This window comes from Rhodococcus sp. 05-339-2 (assembly GCF_002258965.1).
Classification (GTDB): Bacteria; Actinomycetota; Actinomycetes; order Mycobacteriales; family Mycobacteriaceae; genus Rhodococcoides.
Window position 1 is genome coordinate 338,683 of the sequence record NZ_NOYW01000020.1, and the last position, 18,823, is coordinate 357,505.

Genomic DNA, 18,823 nt, shown 5'->3' on the forward strand with positions numbered 1-18,823 from the left:
ACGAGACGGTGTTCGACGTGTCGCCGATCGGGATCGTCGGATCCGATCGCGCCGAAGTGGTCGACGACAACTGGGGGTCGGTCGAGTCCGTGATCGACCTGCACGAGAGTGTCCTCGACGCCGACGCGACCCTCGGTCTCGCCGAGTTCTCCCACCTCGAGGTGATCTACGGCTTCCACCTGTGCGATCCCGCCGCGACGACCACCGGCTCACGGCACCCCCGCGGTGACACGACGCTTCCTCGGGTGGGTGTCCTCGCTCAACGAGTCAAGGACCGACCGAATCATCTCGGGGTGTCGCGATGCGAGCTCGTCGACGTGGACGGACTGCGCATCCGAGTCCGAGGTCTCGATGCGATCGACGGCTCACCGGTGTTCGATGTCAAGCCGTTCCTGCAGTCCATGGTTCCGAAGCGTGAAGACGTGAGGGAACCGGCGTGGGTGGCGTCGGTCATGAAGAACTACTTCTGAGCTGGATCTTTCGCTACGAGGTGGTACCCGGGCCGACGTTGCGGCTGTTGCGGGTGCGTAGGTCTCGCACGTATTCGGCTGGGGCACCGGCGATTTCGGCTGCCTCCGCCATCACGCCGAGGTAGCGTGCCGACGGCAGACCGCCCTCGTAGGCGTCGAGTACGTACATCCAGGCGAGCACCGGCTCCCGGCCGGTCTCGATGCGCAGCCGGATCTTCCGATGAATGCCGAGTTCGGAGCCCTCCCAGCGATCCAGACTCTCCTCGTCCTCCTCGGACACGTCGTAGAGCACCACGAAGACCTGCGAGTCGGGATCCTCGACGACCGTCGCCAGCGCGCCTTCCCAGCCGATGTCGCCGCCGCCGAAGGTCAACCGCCATCCGTGCAGCCATCCGGTTCCCGACAGGGGCGAGTGAGGGCATCGCTGCAACATCTGCTCCGGATGCATGTTCGATCCGTAGGCGGCATAAATTGGCACGTCGGCCAGCCTAAACCGTATCGGCGCACACTGACGCCCCGTGGTCGTGTTTCGGTGCGTCGCCCCAGGTCCGGCCTCCCATCGGGCCGACGAAGCCAGCCCTACCGACGCGCGAGGACAGCCTCTCGAATACCGTTGACGCGAGACAACGAGAGATTTCGAGCACGCGAGAAGAGGATCAATGACCCGGATTGTGATCATCGGTGGTGGTCCGGCAGGGTACGAAGCAGCGTTGGTTGCCGCACAGCACGGCGGAGAGGTGACGCTCGTCGATTCCGACGGTATCGGCGGTGCCTGCGTCCTCTGGGACTGCGTGCCGTCGAAGACGTTCATCGCGTCGACCGGCATTCGCACCGAGATGCGTCGAGCCAGCGACCTCGGCATCTCCCTCGATCCGTCGCAGGCCGCCGTCGCATTGCCGAAGATTCACGACCGCGTGAAGAGCCTCGCGCAGGCGCAGTCGTCCGACATCGCCCACCGCGTCACCTCCGTCGGGGTGCAGCTGCTGGCCGGACGCGCCGAGATGATCGACTCCCATGTCGGGATGGCCTCGCACCAGATCAAGGCCGTCCTCGCCGACGGCGAAGAACGCATCCTCGACGCCGATGTCGTGCTCATCGCGACCGGAGCCCGCCCCCGCGTGGTCAAGGGAGCCGAGCCCGACGGCGAACGCATCCTCAACTGGCGTCAGCTCTACGACCTCGAGGCTCTCCCCGAACACCTGGTGGTCGTCGGATCCGGTGTGACCGGTGCCGAGTTCGTCTCGGCCTACACCGAGATGGGCGTCAAGGTCACCGCGGTCTCGAGCCGTGACCGCGTCCTCCCGCACGAGGACGAGGACGCCGCGCTGGTGCTCGAGGACGCGTTCAACGAGCGCGGTGTCACCCTCGTCAAGCATGCCCGCGCCGATTCGGTGGTCCGCACCGACGACGGTGTTCTCGTCACGCTCTCGGACGGGCGCACCGTCGAGGGCAGCCATGCGCTGATGACGGTCGGATCGGTGCCCAACACCTCCGGTCTCGGTCTCGAGAGGGTCGGCATCGAACTCGACAAGGGCGGATATCTGCGCGTGGATCGCGTCTCGCGTACCGCGGTCGCGGGCATCTACGCGGCCGGCGACTGCACCGGTCTGCTGCCGCTGGCCTCGGTCGCGGCGATGCAGGGACGCATCGCGATGTACCACGCACTGGGGCAGGCGGTCAGCCCGATCAAGCTCAAGACCGTGGCCTCGGCGGTGTTCACTCGGCCCGAGATCGCGTCGGTCGGTGTCGCGCAGTCCACGATCGACGCAGGCGACGTGCCCGCGCGCGTGGTGATGCTGCCGCTCACCACCAATCCGCGAGCGAAGATGAGCGGCCTCAAGCGTGGTTTCGTGAAGATCTTCTGCCGTCCGGCCACCGGCGTCGTCATCGGCGGTGTCGTGGTCGCCCCGAGTGCGTCGGAGCTGATTCTGCCCATCGCGATGGCGGTGCAGAACAATCTGTCGGTCAACGACCTGGCCAACACGTTCTCGGTGTACCCGTCGCTGTCCGGTTCGGTCATCGAGGCCGCGCGCCAGCTGATGGCGCACGACGATCTGGACTGATCTCACGATGTGAGAACTGCGTTTCATATTTCGGTAGCACGTGGGACAGTCGAAGGAGCGGACACACCCGTCCGCTCCTTCTTCGACTCAGCGGATCCGCGGGCCGTTCTTCCCCCATTCCTGCTGCCCCGGAGTCTCTCTCATGTCCTCTACGTACCTTCCCGCCGGCCTGGCCAGGCGCACCGACTCGCTCACCAGCTCGGCCATCCGCGACCTCCTGTCCCTCACCGCACGTGACGACGTGATCAGCCTGGCCGGAGGTCTACCGGCCACCGATCTGATACCGGTCGACCGCATCGCCGCAGCTGCCGAGGCTGCGCTTCGCCGCCCCGACGCGGTGCAGTACTGCGAGACATCCGGTCACCGCACTCTGCGCAGCGTCATTGCGGCCAGGGAATCGGCCGTGCGCGGGGGAGTGCCCGTTCCGGTCGAGTCCGTCATCGTCACGCACGGTTCGCAACAGGCCCTGACGTTGCTCGCGCAGGCCCTGATCGACCCGGGCGCTGTCGTCGTGGTCGACGAACCCGCGTACACCGGTGCGCTGCAGGTCTTCTCTATCGCCGAAGCGAGCATCGAGTCCATTCCCCTGACCGATACCGGAATGGACACCGACGAACTCGAACGTCGACTGACAGCGGGACTGCGGCCCGCTGTGGTCCACACCGTCGCCAACTTCCACAATCCGCGTGGAGTCACGATGAGCGAGCAGCGACGCCGTCACCTCGCGGCGCTGGCGGATCACTACGGATTCTGGGTGATCGAGGACGACCCGTACGGTGAGATCTGGTTCGGAACAACGGAATCCGGCGTCGACGCCCCGCCGGCACCGATCGCGCGTCACAGCGATCGCGTCATCCGACTGTCGAGTGCGTCGAAGATCCTGGCTCCGACGCTCCGAGTCGGCTGGTTCGTCGCCCCACCCAGCGTCTGTGCGGCGGTGGAACTGCTCAAGCAGGGCGCGGATCTGTGCGGATCCTCGCTGACGCAGTCGATGACGGCGGAGATGCTCGCCGACTCCGCGTGGCTGGACGCACACCTGACCGTTCTGCGGCGCGAGTATGCCTGCCGTGCAACGGCATTGATCGTCGCTCTCGCCGCACAGTTCGGTGATCGGCTGGTCGTCTCACGCCCCGCGGGTGGGATGTTCGCCTGGGCCACCTTCCTGGACGGAACCGACACCGGCCAGTTGCTCGATGCGGCACTCGAGCACGGAGTTGCCTTCGTGCCGGGAACGGCGTTCGCGTCGGGTGCGCAGTACCGTCACTCGCTCCGGTTGAGCTACGCCGGATCCACCCCGCCCGTGCTGGCAGACGCAGTGCAGCGATTGGCCGCCGCGCACTCGGCAGGTTCTGCGGCCTGACGACCAGGGGCGGTAGCCTGACGTGCAAGCAATGCGGGGATTTTCGAAGGAGAGGGAGCGTTCGAGATGAGCAACCGATCGAATACGAAGTTCCTCGGACCCGACCAGCGGGTGGAGGCGTGGGACCAGCTCGGAACCGAGCAGTTCGACGTAGTGGTCGTCGGCGGTGGCGTCGTCGGCTCAGGAGCGGCCCTCGACGCGGCGACGCGCGGACTGAAGGTCGCCCTGGTCGAGGCGCGTGATTACGCGTCGGGAACGTCCTCTCGCTCGTCCAAGATGTTCCACGGCGGGCTTCGATACCTCGAGCAGCTCGAGTTCGGGCTCGTGCGCGAGGCCCTGCACGAACGCGAACTCTCTCTGTCCACCCTCGCACCGCACCTGGTCAAGCCACTGAAATTTCTCTTCCCGCTCACGCATCGGTTGTGGGAGCGGCCCTACATCGCCGCGGGCATCTTCCTCTACGACCGCATGGGTGGGGCCAAATCGGTGCCGCAGCAGAAGCACCTGACTCGATCCGGTGCACTGCGGATGTCGCCCGGGATCAAACGCAAGTCGCTGATCGGCGGGATTCGGTACTACGACACCGTCGTCGACGACGCCCGGCACACCATGATGGTCGCCAGAACGGCCGCCCACTACGGCGCAGTGGTGCGCACATCGACCCAGGTGGTCGGATTCCTACGTGAGGCCGACCGGGTTTCCGGTGTCCGCGTGCGTGATTCGGAGACCGGTGCCACCACCGAGGTGCGGGCACACGTGGTGATCAATGCCACCGGCGTGTGGACCGACGAGATCCAGTCACTGTCCAACATGCGCGGACGGTTCCGGGTACGCGCCTCGAAGGGCGTGCACATCGTGGTACCGCGCGATCGGATCGTCAGCGAGGCCGCGATCATTCTGCGCACCGAGAAGTCGGTGCTGTTCATCATTCCGTGGGGCGCGCACTGGATCATCGGTACCACCGACACCGACTGGAACCTCGATCTCGCACACCCGGCCGCCACCAAGGCCGACATCGACTACATCCTGGGCGAGGTCAACTCGGTGCTCGTCACACCGCTCACTCACGAGGACATCGACGGGGTCTACGCGGGCTTGCGGCCACTGCTTGCCGGCGAGAGCGACGAAACCTCCAAGCTGTCCCGGGAACACGCGGTCGCTCGGGTTGCACCCGGACTCGTCGCCATCGCGGGCGGCAAGTACACGACCTACCGCGTGATGGCCGAGGACGCAGTCGATCTGGCCGCCGAGGACATCCCGGTGCGGGTGGCGTCCTCGATCACCGAGAAGGTGCCCCTCGTCGGTGCCGACGGCTACTTCGCGCTGGTCAATCAGGCACCGCACCTGGGCGAGATGCACAAGCTGCATCCGCATCGGGTGACGCATCTGCTCGACCGATACGGTTCGTTGATCGACGAGGTGTTGGCCATGGCCGACGGCAAACCCGAACTGCTGCAACCACTCACCGATGCGCCGGCATACCTCCAGGTGGAGGTGGTGTACGCCGCGGCAGCGGAGGGCGCACTGCATCTCGAGGACGTGCTCTCGCGTCGGACCCGAATCTCGATCGAGTACTCGCATCGTGGGATGAACTGCGCGGGTCAGGTCGCTGCATTGATCGCACCGGTTCTGGGCTGGGACGAGGCCACGGTCGATCGTGAGGTCGAGACCTACCGAGCCCGAGTGGAGGCCGAGATCGAGTCGCAGCGTCAGCCCGACGACGAGTCGGCAGACGCACTGCGCGTCGTCGCGCCCGAGGCCCGCCAGGAAATCCTCGAACCCGTTCGCACGATCTAGCGCAGTCGAACCAGCGTCCGGGGCGCGCGAGCGGCCGTCGCGCCGGAGACGGCCATGACGAGCAGGGTGAGTATCGCAAGTGTCAGCATGCGATCCATGGTGGTCGGCGAAGCTGTGAAGGGGCTTGGTCGCACCTGACAGGGAGCTTTCAGGTTTCTTCCCGTCGTCGCTCGACAGGGTGGGAGGGCGGCGCGAGCTGCGCCTCGAGATAACCCCTCTCGGCAGGCGACGGGCCGAGAGCCAGCGCGGTCGTTCGTGCGTTCCTGGCCTCCTCCGCGCGGTCCAGGCGATCGAGCATCACAGCTCTACAGGCATGCCACAGGTAGTGGCCGCCCAGAGAATCGATGGCGTCGAGTGCGTCGAGCCCGGCGGCAGGCCCCTGGCTCTCTCCGATGGCCACGCCGCGGTTGAGTGCCACGATCGGTGTGTTCTCCACAACCGCCAACGCGTCGTACAGCGCGACGATCCGAGACCAGTCGGTGTCGGCGTAGGTCGCTGCTGTGGAGTGACACGCGGCGATGGCTGCCTGGACGGTGTAGCGACTGGGCCGAGAGTCGTTGCGCCGCAGAGCACCGTCCATCAACCGGACGCCCTCCTCGATCGCCTCTCGATTCCATCGAGATCTGTTCTGATCCTCGAGCCTGACGAGGCCGCCCGATTCATCGGTCCTGGTCGCCCGGCGCGAATCCGTGAACAGCATGAGGGCCAGTAGCCCCCGAAGTGACGGCTCGTCGGGCATCAGGTCGATCAGCACGCGGGCCAACCTGAGTGCCTCGTCGCACAGTCGAGGCCGCACCAGCGTCTCGCCGCCGAGATGGCCGGCCGTGAACATCAAATACACCGTGGTGGCCACCGCGTCGAGTCGTTGCGGCAACTCCGCCGAATCCGGTATTCGATACGGAATGTTGGCAGCTGCGATCTTCTTCTTCGCACGCGTGAGACGTTTGGACATGGTGGCCTCGGGCACGAGCATCAGTCGGGCGACGTCGGCAGTGGCGAGACCACAGAGAGTGCGCAGGCTCAGTGCCACCTGCGCCTCGACGGAGAGCGTCGGATGACAGCAGGTGAAGACCAACCGCAGAAGATCGTCGTCGATCTCGGAGTTGTCGCTCTCGCTCCAGTTCTGGTTCGACACGGCGAGATCCGCCGCCTCTCGTTCCTTCGCGGTGCGCCCGGCCTCGCGCCGGAGGATGTCGAGCGCCTTGTTGCGGGCCACGGTCGTGAGCCAGGCACGCGGATTGTCGGGGACACCCGATCCGGGCCAGTGAGCGAGTGCGGTCACCACCGCCTCGGAGACTGCGTCCTCGGCGACGGCGAAACTGCCGGTGGTGCGTACGAGGGTCGCCAGGACCCGGCGACCCTCGTCACGGACCACGGCCGAGAGGTGCTCGGCCGGTGTACTCATCGAGTCATCGGAATGACCGGCCGGACTTCGATTGCTCCGTTCCATGCCGCTGGGATCTGGGCGGCCAGTGCGATCGCCGCATCGAGGTCCTGTGCCTCGAGGAGGAAGAACCCGGCGAGTACCTCTTTCGCCTCGGCGAACGGACCGTCCGTTGTCAGGACGTCGCCGCCCTTCCCTCCCGACACGCGCACCGTGGTGGCGGTCGACGTGGGATGCAGGACCGCTCCGCCGGTGATCGCGGATCCGGCCGCGGCACTGAATGCACCGTATTCGGCCATCTCGTCGGCGACCTCGGGCGAGGTCCAGTCGGCATCATGGGTGTAGACGATGGCTGCGTACGTGGTCATGAAGACTCCTCGGGTTCGTCGCGATCGGCACCGTTTGCCGACCTACACACGAAGGACGAACGGGGTTCGTCGAAAAGGACACCACGGACCGAACTATCTCGCCACACCTCGTTTCTGGCAGTGTGGGCAGTGGTAGATCTGGCGTTCCTCCAGGGGATTGTCTCCGATCAGACCGAATTCGATGGTGGTTCCGCAGCGTCTGCACGGCTTGTTCTCGCGCCCGTACACCCAGAAGTGTCGGCCCGGACGTCGATCTCCGGTGGTGACGCGTTGGTTGCGATCCTTGTTGGCCATGATCAATCGGTAGGACAGGTCGATCGTCTTGCTCAGGTCACCGGCTTCGCCGACCGGGGTGCGCGGGTCGACGCCCCGGAGAAAGCAGATCTCGTTGCGGTAGACGTTGCCCAGGCCGGCGATGTTGCGCTGATCGAGAAGCGCGAGCCCGATCGGCCGGGCCGGATCCGCTGCGAGCCTGGACAGCGCCACGTCGGGATCCCAGTCGGGACCGAGCAGATCCGGTCCGAGATATCCGACGGCATCGTCCTCGTCCTCGAGGATCTCGAGCACTCCGAGCTCGAAACCGATGGCCTGCGCGTCGGCGGTGTTCAAGATGATCCGCGCCTGGAACGCAGGGCGGCGCCAGCGAGCACCGGGTGCGTAGACGTGCCAGGTGCCCTCCATCTTCAGATGCGAATGAATGGAGTATCCGCCGACTCGAATCAGCAGATGCTTACCGCGTGAGGCGACGGAATCGACGGTCTCGCCGGTGAAGTCGACTGTGGCGTAGCGCGGTACGCGAATGTCGCAGGTGGTGAGCTGTCGGCCCTCGAGTGCGGCGCGCAGGGTGTTGGCGGCGCGCCAGACGGTATCGCCCTCGGGCATCGGTGTTCGTGTCCTCTCCGGTGGTCTCGCAGGCAGTGGGCAATCAGCGACGCAGGCGAAGTCCGCGTGGGGTCGCCGAGAAACCTGCTTCGGTCAAGGTCTTGGCGAAGTCGGTGCCGTGGATGTCGTGACCGTTGATCCGCTCGACGAGTAGCTTGTCGACTCCGCCGCGGCGAACGGTGGCCGCCAATGCGGTTGCTGCAGCGCCGATGTCGTCGGCGTTCTCACCGAACGTGAGCACCGACTTCCCGCCGCGTTCGACGAACATCGTCAACTCGCCCCGAACGAGGACGACCAGTGCACCGGCCTTTCGGCCCGGCCGATGCTTCGTCGTCTCGTCCGGCGTATCTCCGACACCGGCCTCGCCGCCGCCGGCTTTCGGCCAGGGCAGTGCTCCGCCGTAGGGGTTGGCCGGATCGCACGACGCGAGTACGACAGCGCTGGCGTTCTTCTTCGGTTCGTCGTAACTGCGTAATCGGTCGACCACGTCGGAGGTGGAGAACTGCGCACCGCCGAGTGAGTCGACGAAGTAGCCCCGACGGCATCGACCGGAATCCTCGAATCCGGTGAGCACCTTGTACATCGTGGCGAAGCCGCCGGGCACACCTTCGTTCATCACCGAACCGCGGGTCACCACGCCGTAGCGTTCGAGCAGGACGTCGGCGGTCGCGTGCGCACGGACGGTGAGGTCGGGTTCGAGCTCGGGCAATCGTGACCATCGCCCACCCGCCGTCGGCGGTCCGGTTCGGGTCGGGAGCGAGGGACGCTCGAATTGTCGGTACGAGCGCAACCGCGGTGTACGGCGAGGTGCACGATGACTCGGGGCCGAGCGGGTGGTCGTGGAGTTCAGCAGCGCACGAAGCGGAGCGAATGTGTCGTTGCTCAGACGACCAGCCCACACCAGCTCCCACAGTGCAGCCTGCAGTGCGGTGTCGTCGGTACTGCCGACGGTGTCGGACAGCTGCCGGAAGAAGTACGCACCGCCCCCCGCGACGGCGTTCTGAATGCGAATCTGCAGTTCCGACAGATCGGACTCGGCTGCAGGCACCAGGGTCAGTGGTGCGGTGTCGGCCATGTGCAGGCTCACCCAGCCGTCCTTCGACGAGATCGCGCCGTGTCCGGACCACAGCACCTCGCCGGTCGAGGTGAGCTCGTCGAGCATCGCCGGACTGTAGTCGGTCACCCGCGACGAGAGCACGAGAGATTCCCACGCCGATGCCGGAACAGGAACGCCCGCAAGCTGTTCGATGACGGTCGCGACGCCGTCGATCCCGCTCAGGCGTCGGCTGTCCACGTGCTGCCACGCGGGCAGGAAGCGGCCCAGGGTGGCGGTGGAGACGGGTTCGACCTCCTGCCGGGCCGCAGCCAGCGACCGCCGCCGCAGTCGCCGAAGTACCTCGGCGTCGCACCATTCGCTACCCGTGGCACCGGGCCGGAATTCGCCCTCGACGACGCGCTTGTCGACGGCGAGTCTGCGTAGGACGTCGCGTACCACGGCGGTGCCGACCCCGAAGCGCGCCGCTGCGTCGTCGAGGGTGAACGGTCCGTGGGTTCGGGCATACCGGCTGATCAGGTCCACCAGCGGATCGTCGACGGGTTCGATGAAGGCGGCCGGAGTACCGATGGGAAGCGGGACGCCCAACGCATCGCGCAATCGAGCGGCGTCCTCGATGGCCGTCCACCAGTTCCGGCCGGCGAACGAGACCTCCATCGCCCGTTTGGCGTCGGCGAGTTCGGCGAGCCACTGCGGATATTCGTCGCCGTCGGTGCGCAGGCCGACTTCGTCCACGGTCAACGGTCCGAGCAGGCGTAGCAGGTCGGCAACGCCTTCGATGTCCTTGGCGTGACGGTCCTCGGGAAGACGCTGCAGTTCGAGTTCGGTGGTGGTGATGACGCTGTCGTCGAGCAGCTCTCGCAGCTCGACGCGTCCGAGCAGTTCGGCGAGGAGCGCCGAGTCGAGTGACAGTGCGGCGGCCCGGCGTTCGGCCAACGGGCTGTCGCCCTCGTACATGAATGCGCCGACGTAGTTGAACAACAGCGAATTGGCGAACGGTGACGGTGACGGCGTTTCGACATCGACGATTCTGATCTGGCGTCGGCCGATGCGGGCCAGGATGTCCTCGAGGGCAGGAAGGTCGTAGACGTCCTGCAGGCACTCGCGGACGGTTTCGAGCAGGATCGGGAACGTCGGGTACTTGCGTGCCACGTCGAGCAGCTGAGCCGAACGCTGGCGCTGCTGCCACAACGGCGCGCGTTTGCCCGGGTTTCGGCGGGGGAGAAGCAGTGCGCGCGCGGCACATTCGCGAAATCTCGATGCGAACAACGCCGACCCGCCGACCTGCTCTGTGACGATGTCGGCGATCTCGTCGCGCTCGAACACGAACAGTTCTGCGCCCGGCGGCTGGTCGTCGGTGTCGGGGAGCCGGACGATGATGCCGTCGTCGGATGCAGTAGGAGCGGCGTCGATGCCGTAGCGCTCGATCAGTCTCGCGCCGACTGCGAGGGCCCACGGCGCGTGTACCTGCTGACCGTAGGTGGAATGCAGCACGAGCCGCCAGTCGCCCAGTTCGTCGCGGAACCGCTCCACGATCATCGTCTTGTCGGTGGGCAGTTGCCCCGTCGCCTCGAGTTGCTCGTCGAGCAAGGCGATGAGGTTGTTGACGGCGTTGGCGTCGAGACCGTCGGAGCTCAGTCGCTCGGCGAGGTCGCTGCGATCGGTGGTGCTTCGCAGGAATTCGCCCAGCGCCTGGCCCAGTTCGGCCGGTCGACCGAGACCGTCGCCGTGCCAGAAGGGGAGCCGGCCGGGTTGGCCGTACGCCGGGCTGACGAGCACCCGGTCGTGGGTGATCTCCTCGATGCGCCAGCTTGTGGCACCGAGTGCGAACACATCACCCACTCGCGACTCGTAGACCATCTCCTCGTCGAGTTCTCCTACCCTGGACTGCTTTTCACCCACCATGTAGACGGTGAACAGTCCGCGGTCCGGGATGGTGCCGCCAGAGGTGACGGCCAGTCGCTGCGACCCGGGACGGCCGGTGAGAGTGTTGGCGTCGCGGTCCCACACCAACCGCGGCCGCAGTTCTGCGAACTCGTCGGAGGGGTAGCGGCCCGAGAGCAGGTCGAGAGTCGACTCGTAGGCAGATCGGGGCAGGGTGGCGAAACTGCCTGTGCGACGGACCGAATCGAACCAATCCTCGGCGTCGATCGGTTCGAGGGCGCAGGCTGCCACGGTCTGCTGCGCCAAGACGTCGAGAGGGTTGGCGGGAACGAACAACGCCTCGATCTTGCCCGACGTCATGCGTTCGACCGTGACCGCGCAGTGGATCAGGTCGGTTCGATGCTTGGGGAACAACACGCCCTTGGAGATCTCGCCGACCTGGTGGCCTGCGCGTCCGACGCGCTGCAGACCGCTGGCCACCGATGGCGGTGCTTCGACCTGAACGACCAGATCGACTGCGCCCATGTCGATTCCGAGCTCGAGGCTGCTGGTGGCCACGACGCAGCGCAGCCTGCCGGTCTTGAGGTCGTCCTCGATCAGTGCGCGTTGATCCTTGCTGATGCTGCCGTGGTGGGCCCGGGCCAGCAACGGATCGGCACCGTGGTTCACGTCGTTCGGAGTGCCGACCTGCGAGGGCGGCTTGTGTTGTGTCTCCACGCCGTCGCCGATGCGCTCGGCGTACACCTCGTTGAGCCGCGCGGTGAGCCGTTCGGCGAGGCGACGGGAATTGGCGAAGACGATGCACGATTTGTGCTCGAGGATGAGATCGACCATCTTCTCCTCGACGTGCGGCCAGATCGAGCCCTGCGCCGGGGGAGCGGCGGAGGTGTCGGCGTTCGGATCGGTGACGCCCAGTTCGGTCATGTCCTCCACCGGCACCTGGACCGTCAGATCGAAGGTTTTCGGAGCGGGTGGTGCGACGATCTCGATGGGGGCCGCACCGGCCAGGAAACGGCCCACCTCCTCGTGCGGTCGCACCGTCGCGGACAGGCCGATGCGCTGGGCGGGCTTGTCCAGCATCGCGTCGAGCCGTTCCAGGGACACCGCCAGATGCGCGCCGCGTTTGGTGCCTGCCACGGCGTGAACCTCGTCGACGATCACGGTGTCGACCTCGGCGAGGATGTCGCGGGCGGCCGAGGTGAGCATGAGGAACAGCGATTCCGGGGTGGTGATCAGAATGTCCGGCGGAGTCTTGATCATGTTTCTGCGGTCGGCGGCGCTGGTGTCGCCGGACCGCACGCCGACCGAGATCTCGGGTGGGTTCAGGCCGAGGCGCTTGGCGGTCTGGGTGATGCCGACCAGTGGCGCACGCAGGTTGCGTTCGACGTCGACGGCAAGGGCCTTGAGTGGCGAGATGTAGAGAACCTTGGTCTTGCGAGTGCTGTCCGCACCCAGTTGCGCCAGCTCGTCCAAGGCCCACAGGAAGGCCGAGAGCGTCTTGCCCGAACCCGTCGGCGCCACCACGAGAGTGTGCGAACCACTCGAGATCGACGACCACGCGCCCAACTGCGCGGACGTGGGAGCAGGAAAAGCGCCGGAGAACCACTCCCGGGTCGGCCGCGACAACTTCTCCATCACCGACAGCTCGCCCGCTACGTCGGTGCCCGTACTGTGCCTGGCCATCCCATCATCATGCCCCCGGGCACCGACAGATAATCCTCACGCGGTTCCCCGATCGCGCAGCGGTGTCGATTCGAGCGATTCGGGTACACCCCTCCCATGACCGACGACCAAGAGATCATGCAGAAGATTTCCGCGAAACTCGACGCTCTGCTCGGCAGCAAGACCAACGGACTGCAGAACGAGGTGCCTCCGGGCGCAAGCATCCAATCCGACGAGGACGATGCCGAGCAGGGGCCGCTCGGTCGTGACTACCACCTGGCGAGCAAGTACGCGCAGGCGCTCGCGATCAACGAGCCACAGGTCATCGACCGTGACGAATTCGATCGATTGGTCGCCGAGTACGGCTGACCCGACACCGCCGCGACCCCGGCCCCGGCCCGCACACCGGTCCGGGGCTTCGTCGTGTTCGGATCTGGCGAACGGCGCAGCCACGGATCTACAGTCGGTGGGGTGACCGAGCGCAAGGAACCAGGAGTCACGTTCGAGTCCTGGGTGGACAAACAGATACGTCAGGCGCAGGAAGACGGCGCGTTCGAGAATCTGGAAGGGACCGGCAAGCCGATCCCGATGGGGGATCCCGGTGACGAGTTGTGGTGGGTGCGAGGCTTTCTGAAGAGGGAGAACCTGCCCGCCGACGCACTGCTGCCGACCGCATTGCAGCTGCGCAAGGAGATCGAGCGGCTGCCGTCGACGCTCATCGCCATCCGGCGCGAGGACTCGGCGCGAGATGTGCTGGACGAGTTGAATGCTCGCATCGTCGACTGGATTCGGTTCCCGACGCCGCCGGTCGTGCCGCTCGGCCCGGTGGACGTCGAGACCTGGATGGAGAGTTGGCGGATCAACCGCGCCGAGGTCGACCGACTCGCGCGCGAGCACGCCGCTCAGGCGGCCCGGACGTCCGGTGCCACGACAACGGGCGTCGGCCGACCGTCGTGGTGGACACGTATCGGCAGCAGGTTCATCCGGCGGCGCTGAGGCCCGGTGTCGTCGCGCACAGGGCGAGTGCATCGGCGGCGGTCGACACGAACGGAATGCTCGAGGTCCCGTCGACGCGAGTCCGGTCCGGCAGCAGGCCGTCGGATCGGCTGGGCTCGTCCATCGTCGTCCAGCCGGTCGCCCGCCGGACGATACCGCCGATCAGCGTGTCCGCTGCGTGGCGAACACCGCTGCGCACCGTGATCGGCGCGGTGTCGAGTTCCACCCGAGCGAACCGTGACGCCGCATCCACGGCGGCGGTGGTCTGCGCCGCCGACGATCGACCGCGCCGACCCGTACTCAAGCCGTGCCCGGGGAGATCGAGCACGACGACATCGACGCCTCCGGCCGCGATGTCCGACGCCAACGTCGTCAGATACCGCCCGTGCGTACCGGTGTCCGCGAGAAGAACGACGGAACGGTCGGATCCCGCGGACGACCGATGGATCTCGACGTGCACGCTTCCGTGACCGGTATCGAGCTGTCGATGGTCGATCTGCAGGGCTGCGAGGTCCGCGCGGCTCAGCTCCACCGCCTCGGAGGCCGGGCGTAGGGCGGCTTCGCAGGCGATGCCGCGTGCGAGGGCGTCACCGCGCCGAAGCAGCGGCTTGCCTTGCAACAGAATCATCACCGCCGCGCTCTCGTGTGCCGTGAGGGTCGGTGCCCAGCCGGTGGCGCGGCCGAGGGCAGAGGAGTCGACGATCGGTTCGCCCGGCGTCACCCACTGCCCGGAGAAGGGCGTCAGGCCCAGCCGGAACGCCACGTTCGCGACGTGGGTCGCGGCTTTCTGGGGAACGTCGAACATTACCTGCCCCTGCATCGCGGCGAGTTCGCGTACACCGACCCAGTCCACCGGACCGAGGTTGTACGGGCCGACGAGGTCGGTCTTCGCGGCTCGGTGGAACGCGTCGGCCATGTCGTCCTGATACAGGAATTGATACGACGCGCGATCCGCGTCGGGAAAGGCCCCCACCGGGCCGGTGAACTGATCGATTCCATCGTTGGAGAAGTCGGGTCCGACGATGTAGGTGCACCGCAGCATCGAGATGGCCATCTCCTCGGGGTGTCTGCGTAGCCACCACTCCGCGTAGTGCTCCACCTCGGCCTTGTCGTAGAAGTAGTAACGGCCGGGGTCACCTGTGGGATAGGTGTTCTCGGTGAGCGGTTCCGGTGCGATGTCGGCACCGTACGCGTTGATGCTCGACGCGATCACCACCCGCGCGACGCCCGCTCGGTACGCCGAGTCGATCACGTTGCGTGAGCCGCGCAGGTTGATGTCGTGAGTTTCGGTCTTGTCCCTGAGCTCCTCGACGACGAACGCCAGATGCAGGACGGCATCGCAGCCGTCGAACAGCGTCTCGAGATCCGGCGACCGGATGTCCGATCGGACGGAGGTGAACTTGGGGTGTTGTATTCGCGCAGGCCGACGGGCGATGCCGACGACCGTGTCCACCTCGGGGTCGTCGAACAATCTGGGCAGGATCGCGGCCGCGAAATCGCTGGTGGCACCGGTGACCGCAATTCGGAGACCGCGGGTGTGCTCACTCATCCGGGTAGTCCGGCCACGGCCTCGACGATGTGGTCCGTTGCGGTCGACAGCTGTTGTTCGGTGTGTGTTGCCATCACACACAGGCGCAGTATCGCACCGGATTTCGGCACCGCGGGGTGCAAGGCGGCGCTGGTGAAGATGCCGCGGTCGTAGAGGTTCTTCCACAGACTCATGGCCACCAGATCGTCGCCGACGTGGAGTGAGACGATCGGTGAGGCCGTGTCTCCGTGCGGGGTCGCGGAGCGACCGGCTACGTCGAGCCCGGCCGACTGCAATCCGCCGCGCAGCATCTCGGCGTTGTCGAGGACGCGCCGAGCCCGATCCTTGCCCTCGTCGCTGCGGATCAGCTTGACGGAAGCCAGCGCGGCTCCCACCGCAGCAGGCACGCCGGAAGTCGTGAACAGGAAGGCGCGGGCCTTGACTCGCAGGGTGTCGATCAGATCACTCGATCCGGTGACGAACCCGCCGGTGGAGCTGGGGCTCTTCGACAGTGACGCCATCGTGACGTCGACGTCCTTGGTGATGCCGAACAGCTCGGCGGCTCCGGTGAGTTGGGGCCCGTAGATGCCGAGGCTGTGGGCTTCGTCGACCATCAGTGCCGCGTGATAACGGATACACAGCTCGGAGACGGCATCGAGCGGTGCGAGGTCGCCCTCCATGGAGTAGAGGCCGTCGACGATGACCAGCACGGCCCCGTCGTCGACGACGGGCTGCTGGAGTCGGGCCTCGAGATCGGCCATGTCGTTGTGCTTGAACTTGACCACCGTCGCTCCGGAGAGCGCGCTGCCGTCGCGGATCGAGGCGTGGGCTGCAGAATCGACGATCACCGTGTCACCGGGGCCGACGATCGCGCTGATCGTTCCGAGATTCGTCTGGTAGCCGGTGGTGAAGACGAGTGCGTCGTCGGTTCCGTGCCACTGGGCGATCTCGTGTTCGAGTTCGAGGTGGAGGTCCAGGGTGCCGTTGAGCAGGCGACTTCCGGTGACGGCACTGCCGAACGTGTCGAGCGCGTGCTGAGCACCCTCGACCACCTTCGGGTGGTCGGCGATGCCGAGGTAGTTGTTGGAACCGAGCATGATCTTGTCTTCGCCCTCGACGCGAACGACGGGAGCGACAGCCGATTCCATCTTGCGGAAGTAGGGGACCACATCGGCTTCTCGGACGGCCCGCAGCAAATCCACGCGTTCGTCGCCGCCGAGTCGTTTCATCAATCTGTTGACAACCATCGTGTACCAGAACTCCTCACAGAGTCGATTGTGGTTCGTCGCGAATTCATGAGTTGATTCGGAGCCGGCGGCGACATCGATCGGTATTCGACGAAAGAATATTCGATGTTTCGATAGACGCTTTCGCAACGGAAATCAGTCGGTAAAACGGCCCGAAAAAATGATCTCGGTATTTTTTGATCGCCAAGATTTTACGATATCTTTAGTTTATCTGTGCAGGTCACAGGGTATCGTCGATGGTCAGCGCGAATTCACCTGCTCCACCGCTGTGATTATGGATTACGACCGATTTGTCGCGATCAAGTGATGGCACAAAAACGGCGTAGATGCAATCAATCAGTGGCACACAATCGATTAGTGACACAAGGAGAAGAACTGTGACTGGATTAATGGTGCGCGAAAGGGAAACCCTCGAGAAGTACATGCCGGGTTTGATGCACTATCTGGACACAACCCCGCTGGATCGACTCGAGTCGCGTGAGTCGGACGCGATCGACAAGTTTCGAGAATTCGGTGGCACCGGTTTGGTGGTTCCGACCGAACTCGGGGGTCTCGGTGCTCCGGCCATCGACGCGGTCCGGGCGCAGCGGGCCATCGGGTCGCGGTCGCCCTCTCTGGGCGCGGGAACCACGATGCACCATCTCTCGGTCGCCTCGCTGACGGAGTTCGCTCGCGGTGCCACCGAGGACGACCGTGCCTTGATCAAGGGACTGGTCGAACAGAAGGCGATCGTCGCCTCCGGATTCTCGGAGGGCGTGACCGGCGGGAGTGTGTTCATTCCGACGATGACCGCGGTGAAGAAGGGCGAGAACTACATCGTCAACGGCAGCAAGAAGCCGTGCAGCCTGGCACGATCGATGGATCTGCTGACCTGCAGCGTGGAGATCGACTCCGGCGACCGTGCCGTCGCCCTGATCCCGGCAAGTCTCCCGGGAATGAGCGTGAAGCCGTTCTGGACCACCGACATCCTGGCCGGCGCGCAGAGCGAAGAGGTCCTGCTCGAGGACGTCGAAGTGCCTGCCAGTCTGGTTCTGCCGAACAAGGACGACGACCCCGATGGCGTGCACGAGATGACCGGATACCTCTGGTTCGGCATGCTGATCTCGGCCAACTACATCGGTGCAGCGACGTCTCTGCTCGAGCGCATGATCGAGCAGGACAAAGGCGACTACGAGGGATACGCTCGCGCGGCGGCCGAACTGGAGACGTCGATGGCGGCGATCGAGAACGTGGCCCGCGCCTTCGACGAAGGTGAACGCGGGCAGGACATCTCGGTGAGGTTGTTGTTCAACCGCATCGCCGTTCGCGACGCTCTGGTGCGGGGCAGTTCCGCTGCGGTCGAATCGTTGGGCGGAATCGGCTTCATCAAGTCACCCGAAATCGCTTATGTTGCAGCGGCATTGCACGCCTTTGCTTTTCATCCGCCGTCACGGCGATCGATCTCGGAGACCCTCGCCCGGTTCCACGCAGGCGAAGAGTTCGCCTTCGTCAAGTAGGGGTCAGTCCTCGAATCGCTCTTCGTCGGCCAGCTTGTCCTCGCCGCGGTTTCGGAAGAACTTGAATCCGGGGATTCCGATGACCGCGCGCCGGACGTCCTTGGTGACTCCGAGCAGCTCGTGAATCTCGGGGGACACCGTGTCGAGGGTGGCGAGGATGGGAAGCAGCGCTTCCATGTGAGCGAGGAGTCCAGGCAGCTGATCGACCATGGCGATCGCTGCGTCGACTTCCTCCTCCGAGAGGTTGTCGACGAACTTGCGGGCCATGGGTTCGGATTTCTTGGCGATGGGATCGAACAACTCGATCAGTTCGAGCGCGGTGTGCGAGGCGACCGATGCCGAGGCGACCACGTCGTCCGCGGCACCGGTTGTCCGCTGCACGCTGGCGACCACGGCGTCGGCGGAGTCGATCACGTGATCGATGCGTGTCATCAACATCTCAATACGCGTCAGCAGTGCTTCGATTCGGCCGGGGAGGGTAAGCGCGAAAGCGGTCGTGGTGAGCATCCAGCCCGCTCCGGCCCGCGCTACCGCGACTCCGCGCCGGAGCACCGTTTCGGTACCGAGGGGATCGGGGAGAACCACACCTGCCAAGACCAGAGCCATAGGAGCGACAATGCCACACCGACACC

Annotated in this window: 15 protein-coding genes; 7 read left to right on the top strand and 8 right to left on the bottom strand. The window is 65.7% G+C overall.

Translation table 11 applies throughout. The features are described 5' to 3' along the window. The first annotated feature begins 8 nt into the window (after positions 1–8). Entirely contained in the window at positions 9–470 is a 462-nt protein-coding gene (locus tag CH273_RS24255) for a TrmO family methyltransferase domain-containing protein (RefSeq protein WP_218829588.1), read from the top strand. Positions 471–483: 13 nt separating this feature from the next. On the opposite strand, the gene CH273_RS24260 is transcribed toward CH273_RS24255, so the two are convergent. After that, positions 484–948, bottom strand: coding sequence for a gamma-glutamylcyclotransferase (locus CH273_RS24260; RefSeq protein WP_032397447.1), 465 nt, complete (start codon positions 946–948; stop codon positions 484–486). Between the two features lie 181 nt (positions 949–1,129). On the opposite strand from CH273_RS24260, the gene CH273_RS24265 reads away from it, so the two are divergent. From CH273_RS24265 to glpD, 3 genes are all read left to right on the top strand, one after another. Continuing rightward, positions 1,130–2,533 (top strand): NAD(P)H-quinone dehydrogenase, encoded by a 1,404-nt coding sequence (locus CH273_RS24265; RefSeq protein WP_032397446.1) that lies wholly within the window; start codon positions 1,130–1,132, stop codon positions 2,531–2,533. A 142-nt stretch (positions 2,534–2,675) separates the two neighbouring features. Beyond that, complete coding sequence (locus CH273_RS24270; RefSeq protein WP_032397445.1) at positions 2,676–3,893, top strand: aminotransferase-like domain-containing protein; 1,218 nt, start codon at positions 2,676–2,678, stop codon at positions 3,891–3,893. Between the two features lie 66 nt (positions 3,894–3,959). Further along, on the top strand, positions 3,960–5,690 hold the full coding sequence (glpD, locus tag CH273_RS24275; protein ID WP_032397444.1) for a glycerol-3-phosphate dehydrogenase: 1,731 nt from the start codon (positions 3,960–3,962) through the stop codon (positions 5,688–5,690). A 148-nt stretch (positions 5,691–5,838) separates the two neighbouring features. On the opposite strand, the gene CH273_RS24280 is transcribed toward glpD, so the two are convergent. The 4 genes from CH273_RS24280 to CH273_RS24295 form a co-directional block, all read right to left on the bottom strand. Then, positions 5,839–7,095: an RNA polymerase sigma factor gene (locus tag CH273_RS24280; protein WP_052050078.1), complete on the bottom strand. Its 1,257-nt coding sequence runs from the start codon at positions 7,093–7,095 to the stop codon at positions 5,839–5,841. Next, positions 7,092–7,442 (bottom strand): YciI family protein, encoded by a 351-nt coding sequence (locus tag CH273_RS24285; RefSeq protein WP_032397443.1) that lies wholly within the window; start codon positions 7,440–7,442, stop codon positions 7,092–7,094. Before CH273_RS24285 ends, CH273_RS24280 begins: the two co-directional genes overlap by 4 nt. Positions 7,443–7,535: 93 nt before the next feature. Beyond that, positions 7,536–8,324, bottom strand: coding sequence for a DNA-formamidopyrimidine glycosylase family protein (locus CH273_RS24290; RefSeq protein WP_032397442.1), 789 nt, complete (start codon positions 8,322–8,324; stop codon positions 7,536–7,538). A 43-nt stretch (positions 8,325–8,367) separates the two neighbouring features. Further along, a complete protein-coding gene (locus CH273_RS24295; protein ID WP_052050077.1) occupies positions 8,368–12,945 on the bottom strand; it encodes an ATP-dependent helicase in 4,578 nt (1,525 codons plus the stop codon). Positions 12,946–13,041: 96 nt separating this feature from the next. Here CH273_RS24295 and CH273_RS24300 point away from each other — a divergent pair, with 96 nt between their 5' ends. Next, positions 13,042–13,293, top strand: coding sequence for a hypothetical protein (locus tag CH273_RS24300; protein WP_032397441.1), 252 nt, complete (start codon positions 13,042–13,044; stop codon positions 13,291–13,293). A gap of 102 nt (positions 13,294–13,395) precedes the next feature. After that, the gene (locus CH273_RS24305; RefSeq protein WP_032397440.1) at positions 13,396–13,920 is read left to right on the top strand and encodes a DnaJ family domain-containing protein; all 525 of its coding nucleotides are present in this window, start codon (positions 13,396–13,398) and stop codon (positions 13,918–13,920) included. Here the strand turns inward: CH273_RS24305 and CH273_RS24310 are convergent. Together CH273_RS24310 and CH273_RS24315 are read right to left on the bottom strand one after the other, a co-directional pair. Next, entirely contained in the window at positions 13,904–15,469 is a 1,566-nt protein-coding gene (locus CH273_RS24310; RefSeq protein WP_032397439.1) for an NAD-dependent epimerase/dehydratase family protein, read from the bottom strand. The two genes, CH273_RS24305 and CH273_RS24310, sit on opposite strands and share 17 nt — an antisense overlap. Further along, positions 15,466–16,695 carry an aminotransferase class I/II-fold pyridoxal phosphate-dependent enzyme gene (locus CH273_RS24315; protein WP_032397438.1) on the bottom strand — a complete coding sequence of 410 codons (1,230 nt, stop codon included), beginning with the start codon at positions 16,693–16,695 and terminating at the stop codon, positions 15,466–15,468. Before CH273_RS24315 ends, CH273_RS24310 begins: the two co-directional genes overlap by 4 nt. A gap of 377 nt (positions 16,696–17,072) precedes the next feature. Between CH273_RS24315 and CH273_RS24320 the strand changes: the two genes are divergently transcribed. Next, positions 17,073–18,191 carry an acyl-CoA dehydrogenase family protein gene (locus CH273_RS24320; RefSeq protein WP_032397437.1) on the top strand — a complete coding sequence of 373 codons (1,119 nt, stop codon included), beginning with the start codon at positions 17,073–17,075 and terminating at the stop codon, positions 18,189–18,191. Positions 18,192–18,194: 3 nt separating this feature from the next. Here CH273_RS24320 and CH273_RS24325 read toward each other — a convergent pair whose 3' ends face one another. Further along, a complete protein-coding gene (locus tag CH273_RS24325; protein WP_032397436.1) occupies positions 18,195–18,797 on the bottom strand; it encodes a ribulose 1,5-bisphosphate carboxylase large subunit in 603 nt (200 codons plus the stop codon). Positions 18,798–18,823 lie beyond the last annotated feature (26 nt).

What these genes read in the sequence shown, in the direction of transcription:
- CH273_RS24265 (WP_032397446.1), top strand. Translation starts at nt 1,130, where the DNA reads ATGACCCGGATTGTGATCATCGGTGGTGGTCCGGCAGGGTACGAAGCA.
- CH273_RS24270 (WP_032397445.1), top strand. Translation starts at nt 2,676, where the DNA reads ATGTCCTCTACGTACCTTCCCGCCGGCCTGGCCAGGCGCACCGACTCG.
- glpD (WP_032397444.1), top strand. Translation starts at nt 3,960, where the DNA reads ATGAGCAACCGATCGAATACGAAGTTCCTCGGACCCGACCAGCGGGTG.
- CH273_RS24280 (WP_052050078.1), bottom strand. Translation starts at nt 7,095, where the DNA reads ATGAGTACACCGGCCGAGCACCTCTCGGCCGTGGTCCGTGACGAGGGT.
- CH273_RS24285 (WP_032397443.1), bottom strand. Translation starts at nt 7,442, where the DNA reads ATGACCACGTACGCAGCCATCGTCTACACCCATGATGCCGACTGGACC.
- CH273_RS24290 (WP_032397442.1), bottom strand. Translation starts at nt 8,324, where the DNA reads ATGCCCGAGGGCGATACCGTCTGGCGCGCCGCCAACACCCTGCGCGCC.
- CH273_RS24295 (WP_052050077.1), bottom strand. Translation starts at nt 12,945, where the DNA reads ATGGCCAGGCACAGTACGGGCACCGACGTAGCGGGCGAGCTGTCGGTG.
- CH273_RS24300 (WP_032397441.1), top strand. Translation starts at nt 13,042, where the DNA reads ATGACCGACGACCAAGAGATCATGCAGAAGATTTCCGCGAAACTCGAC.
- CH273_RS24310 (WP_032397439.1), bottom strand. Translation starts at nt 15,469, where the DNA reads ATGAGTGAGCACACCCGCGGTCTCCGAATTGCGGTCACCGGTGCCACC.
- CH273_RS24315 (WP_032397438.1), bottom strand. Translation starts at nt 16,695, where the DNA reads ATGGTTGTCAACAGATTGATGAAACGACTCGGCGGCGACGAACGCGTG.
- CH273_RS24325 (WP_032397436.1), bottom strand. Translation starts at nt 18,797, where the DNA reads ATGGCTCTGGTCTTGGCAGGTGTGGTTCTCCCCGATCCCCTCGGTACC.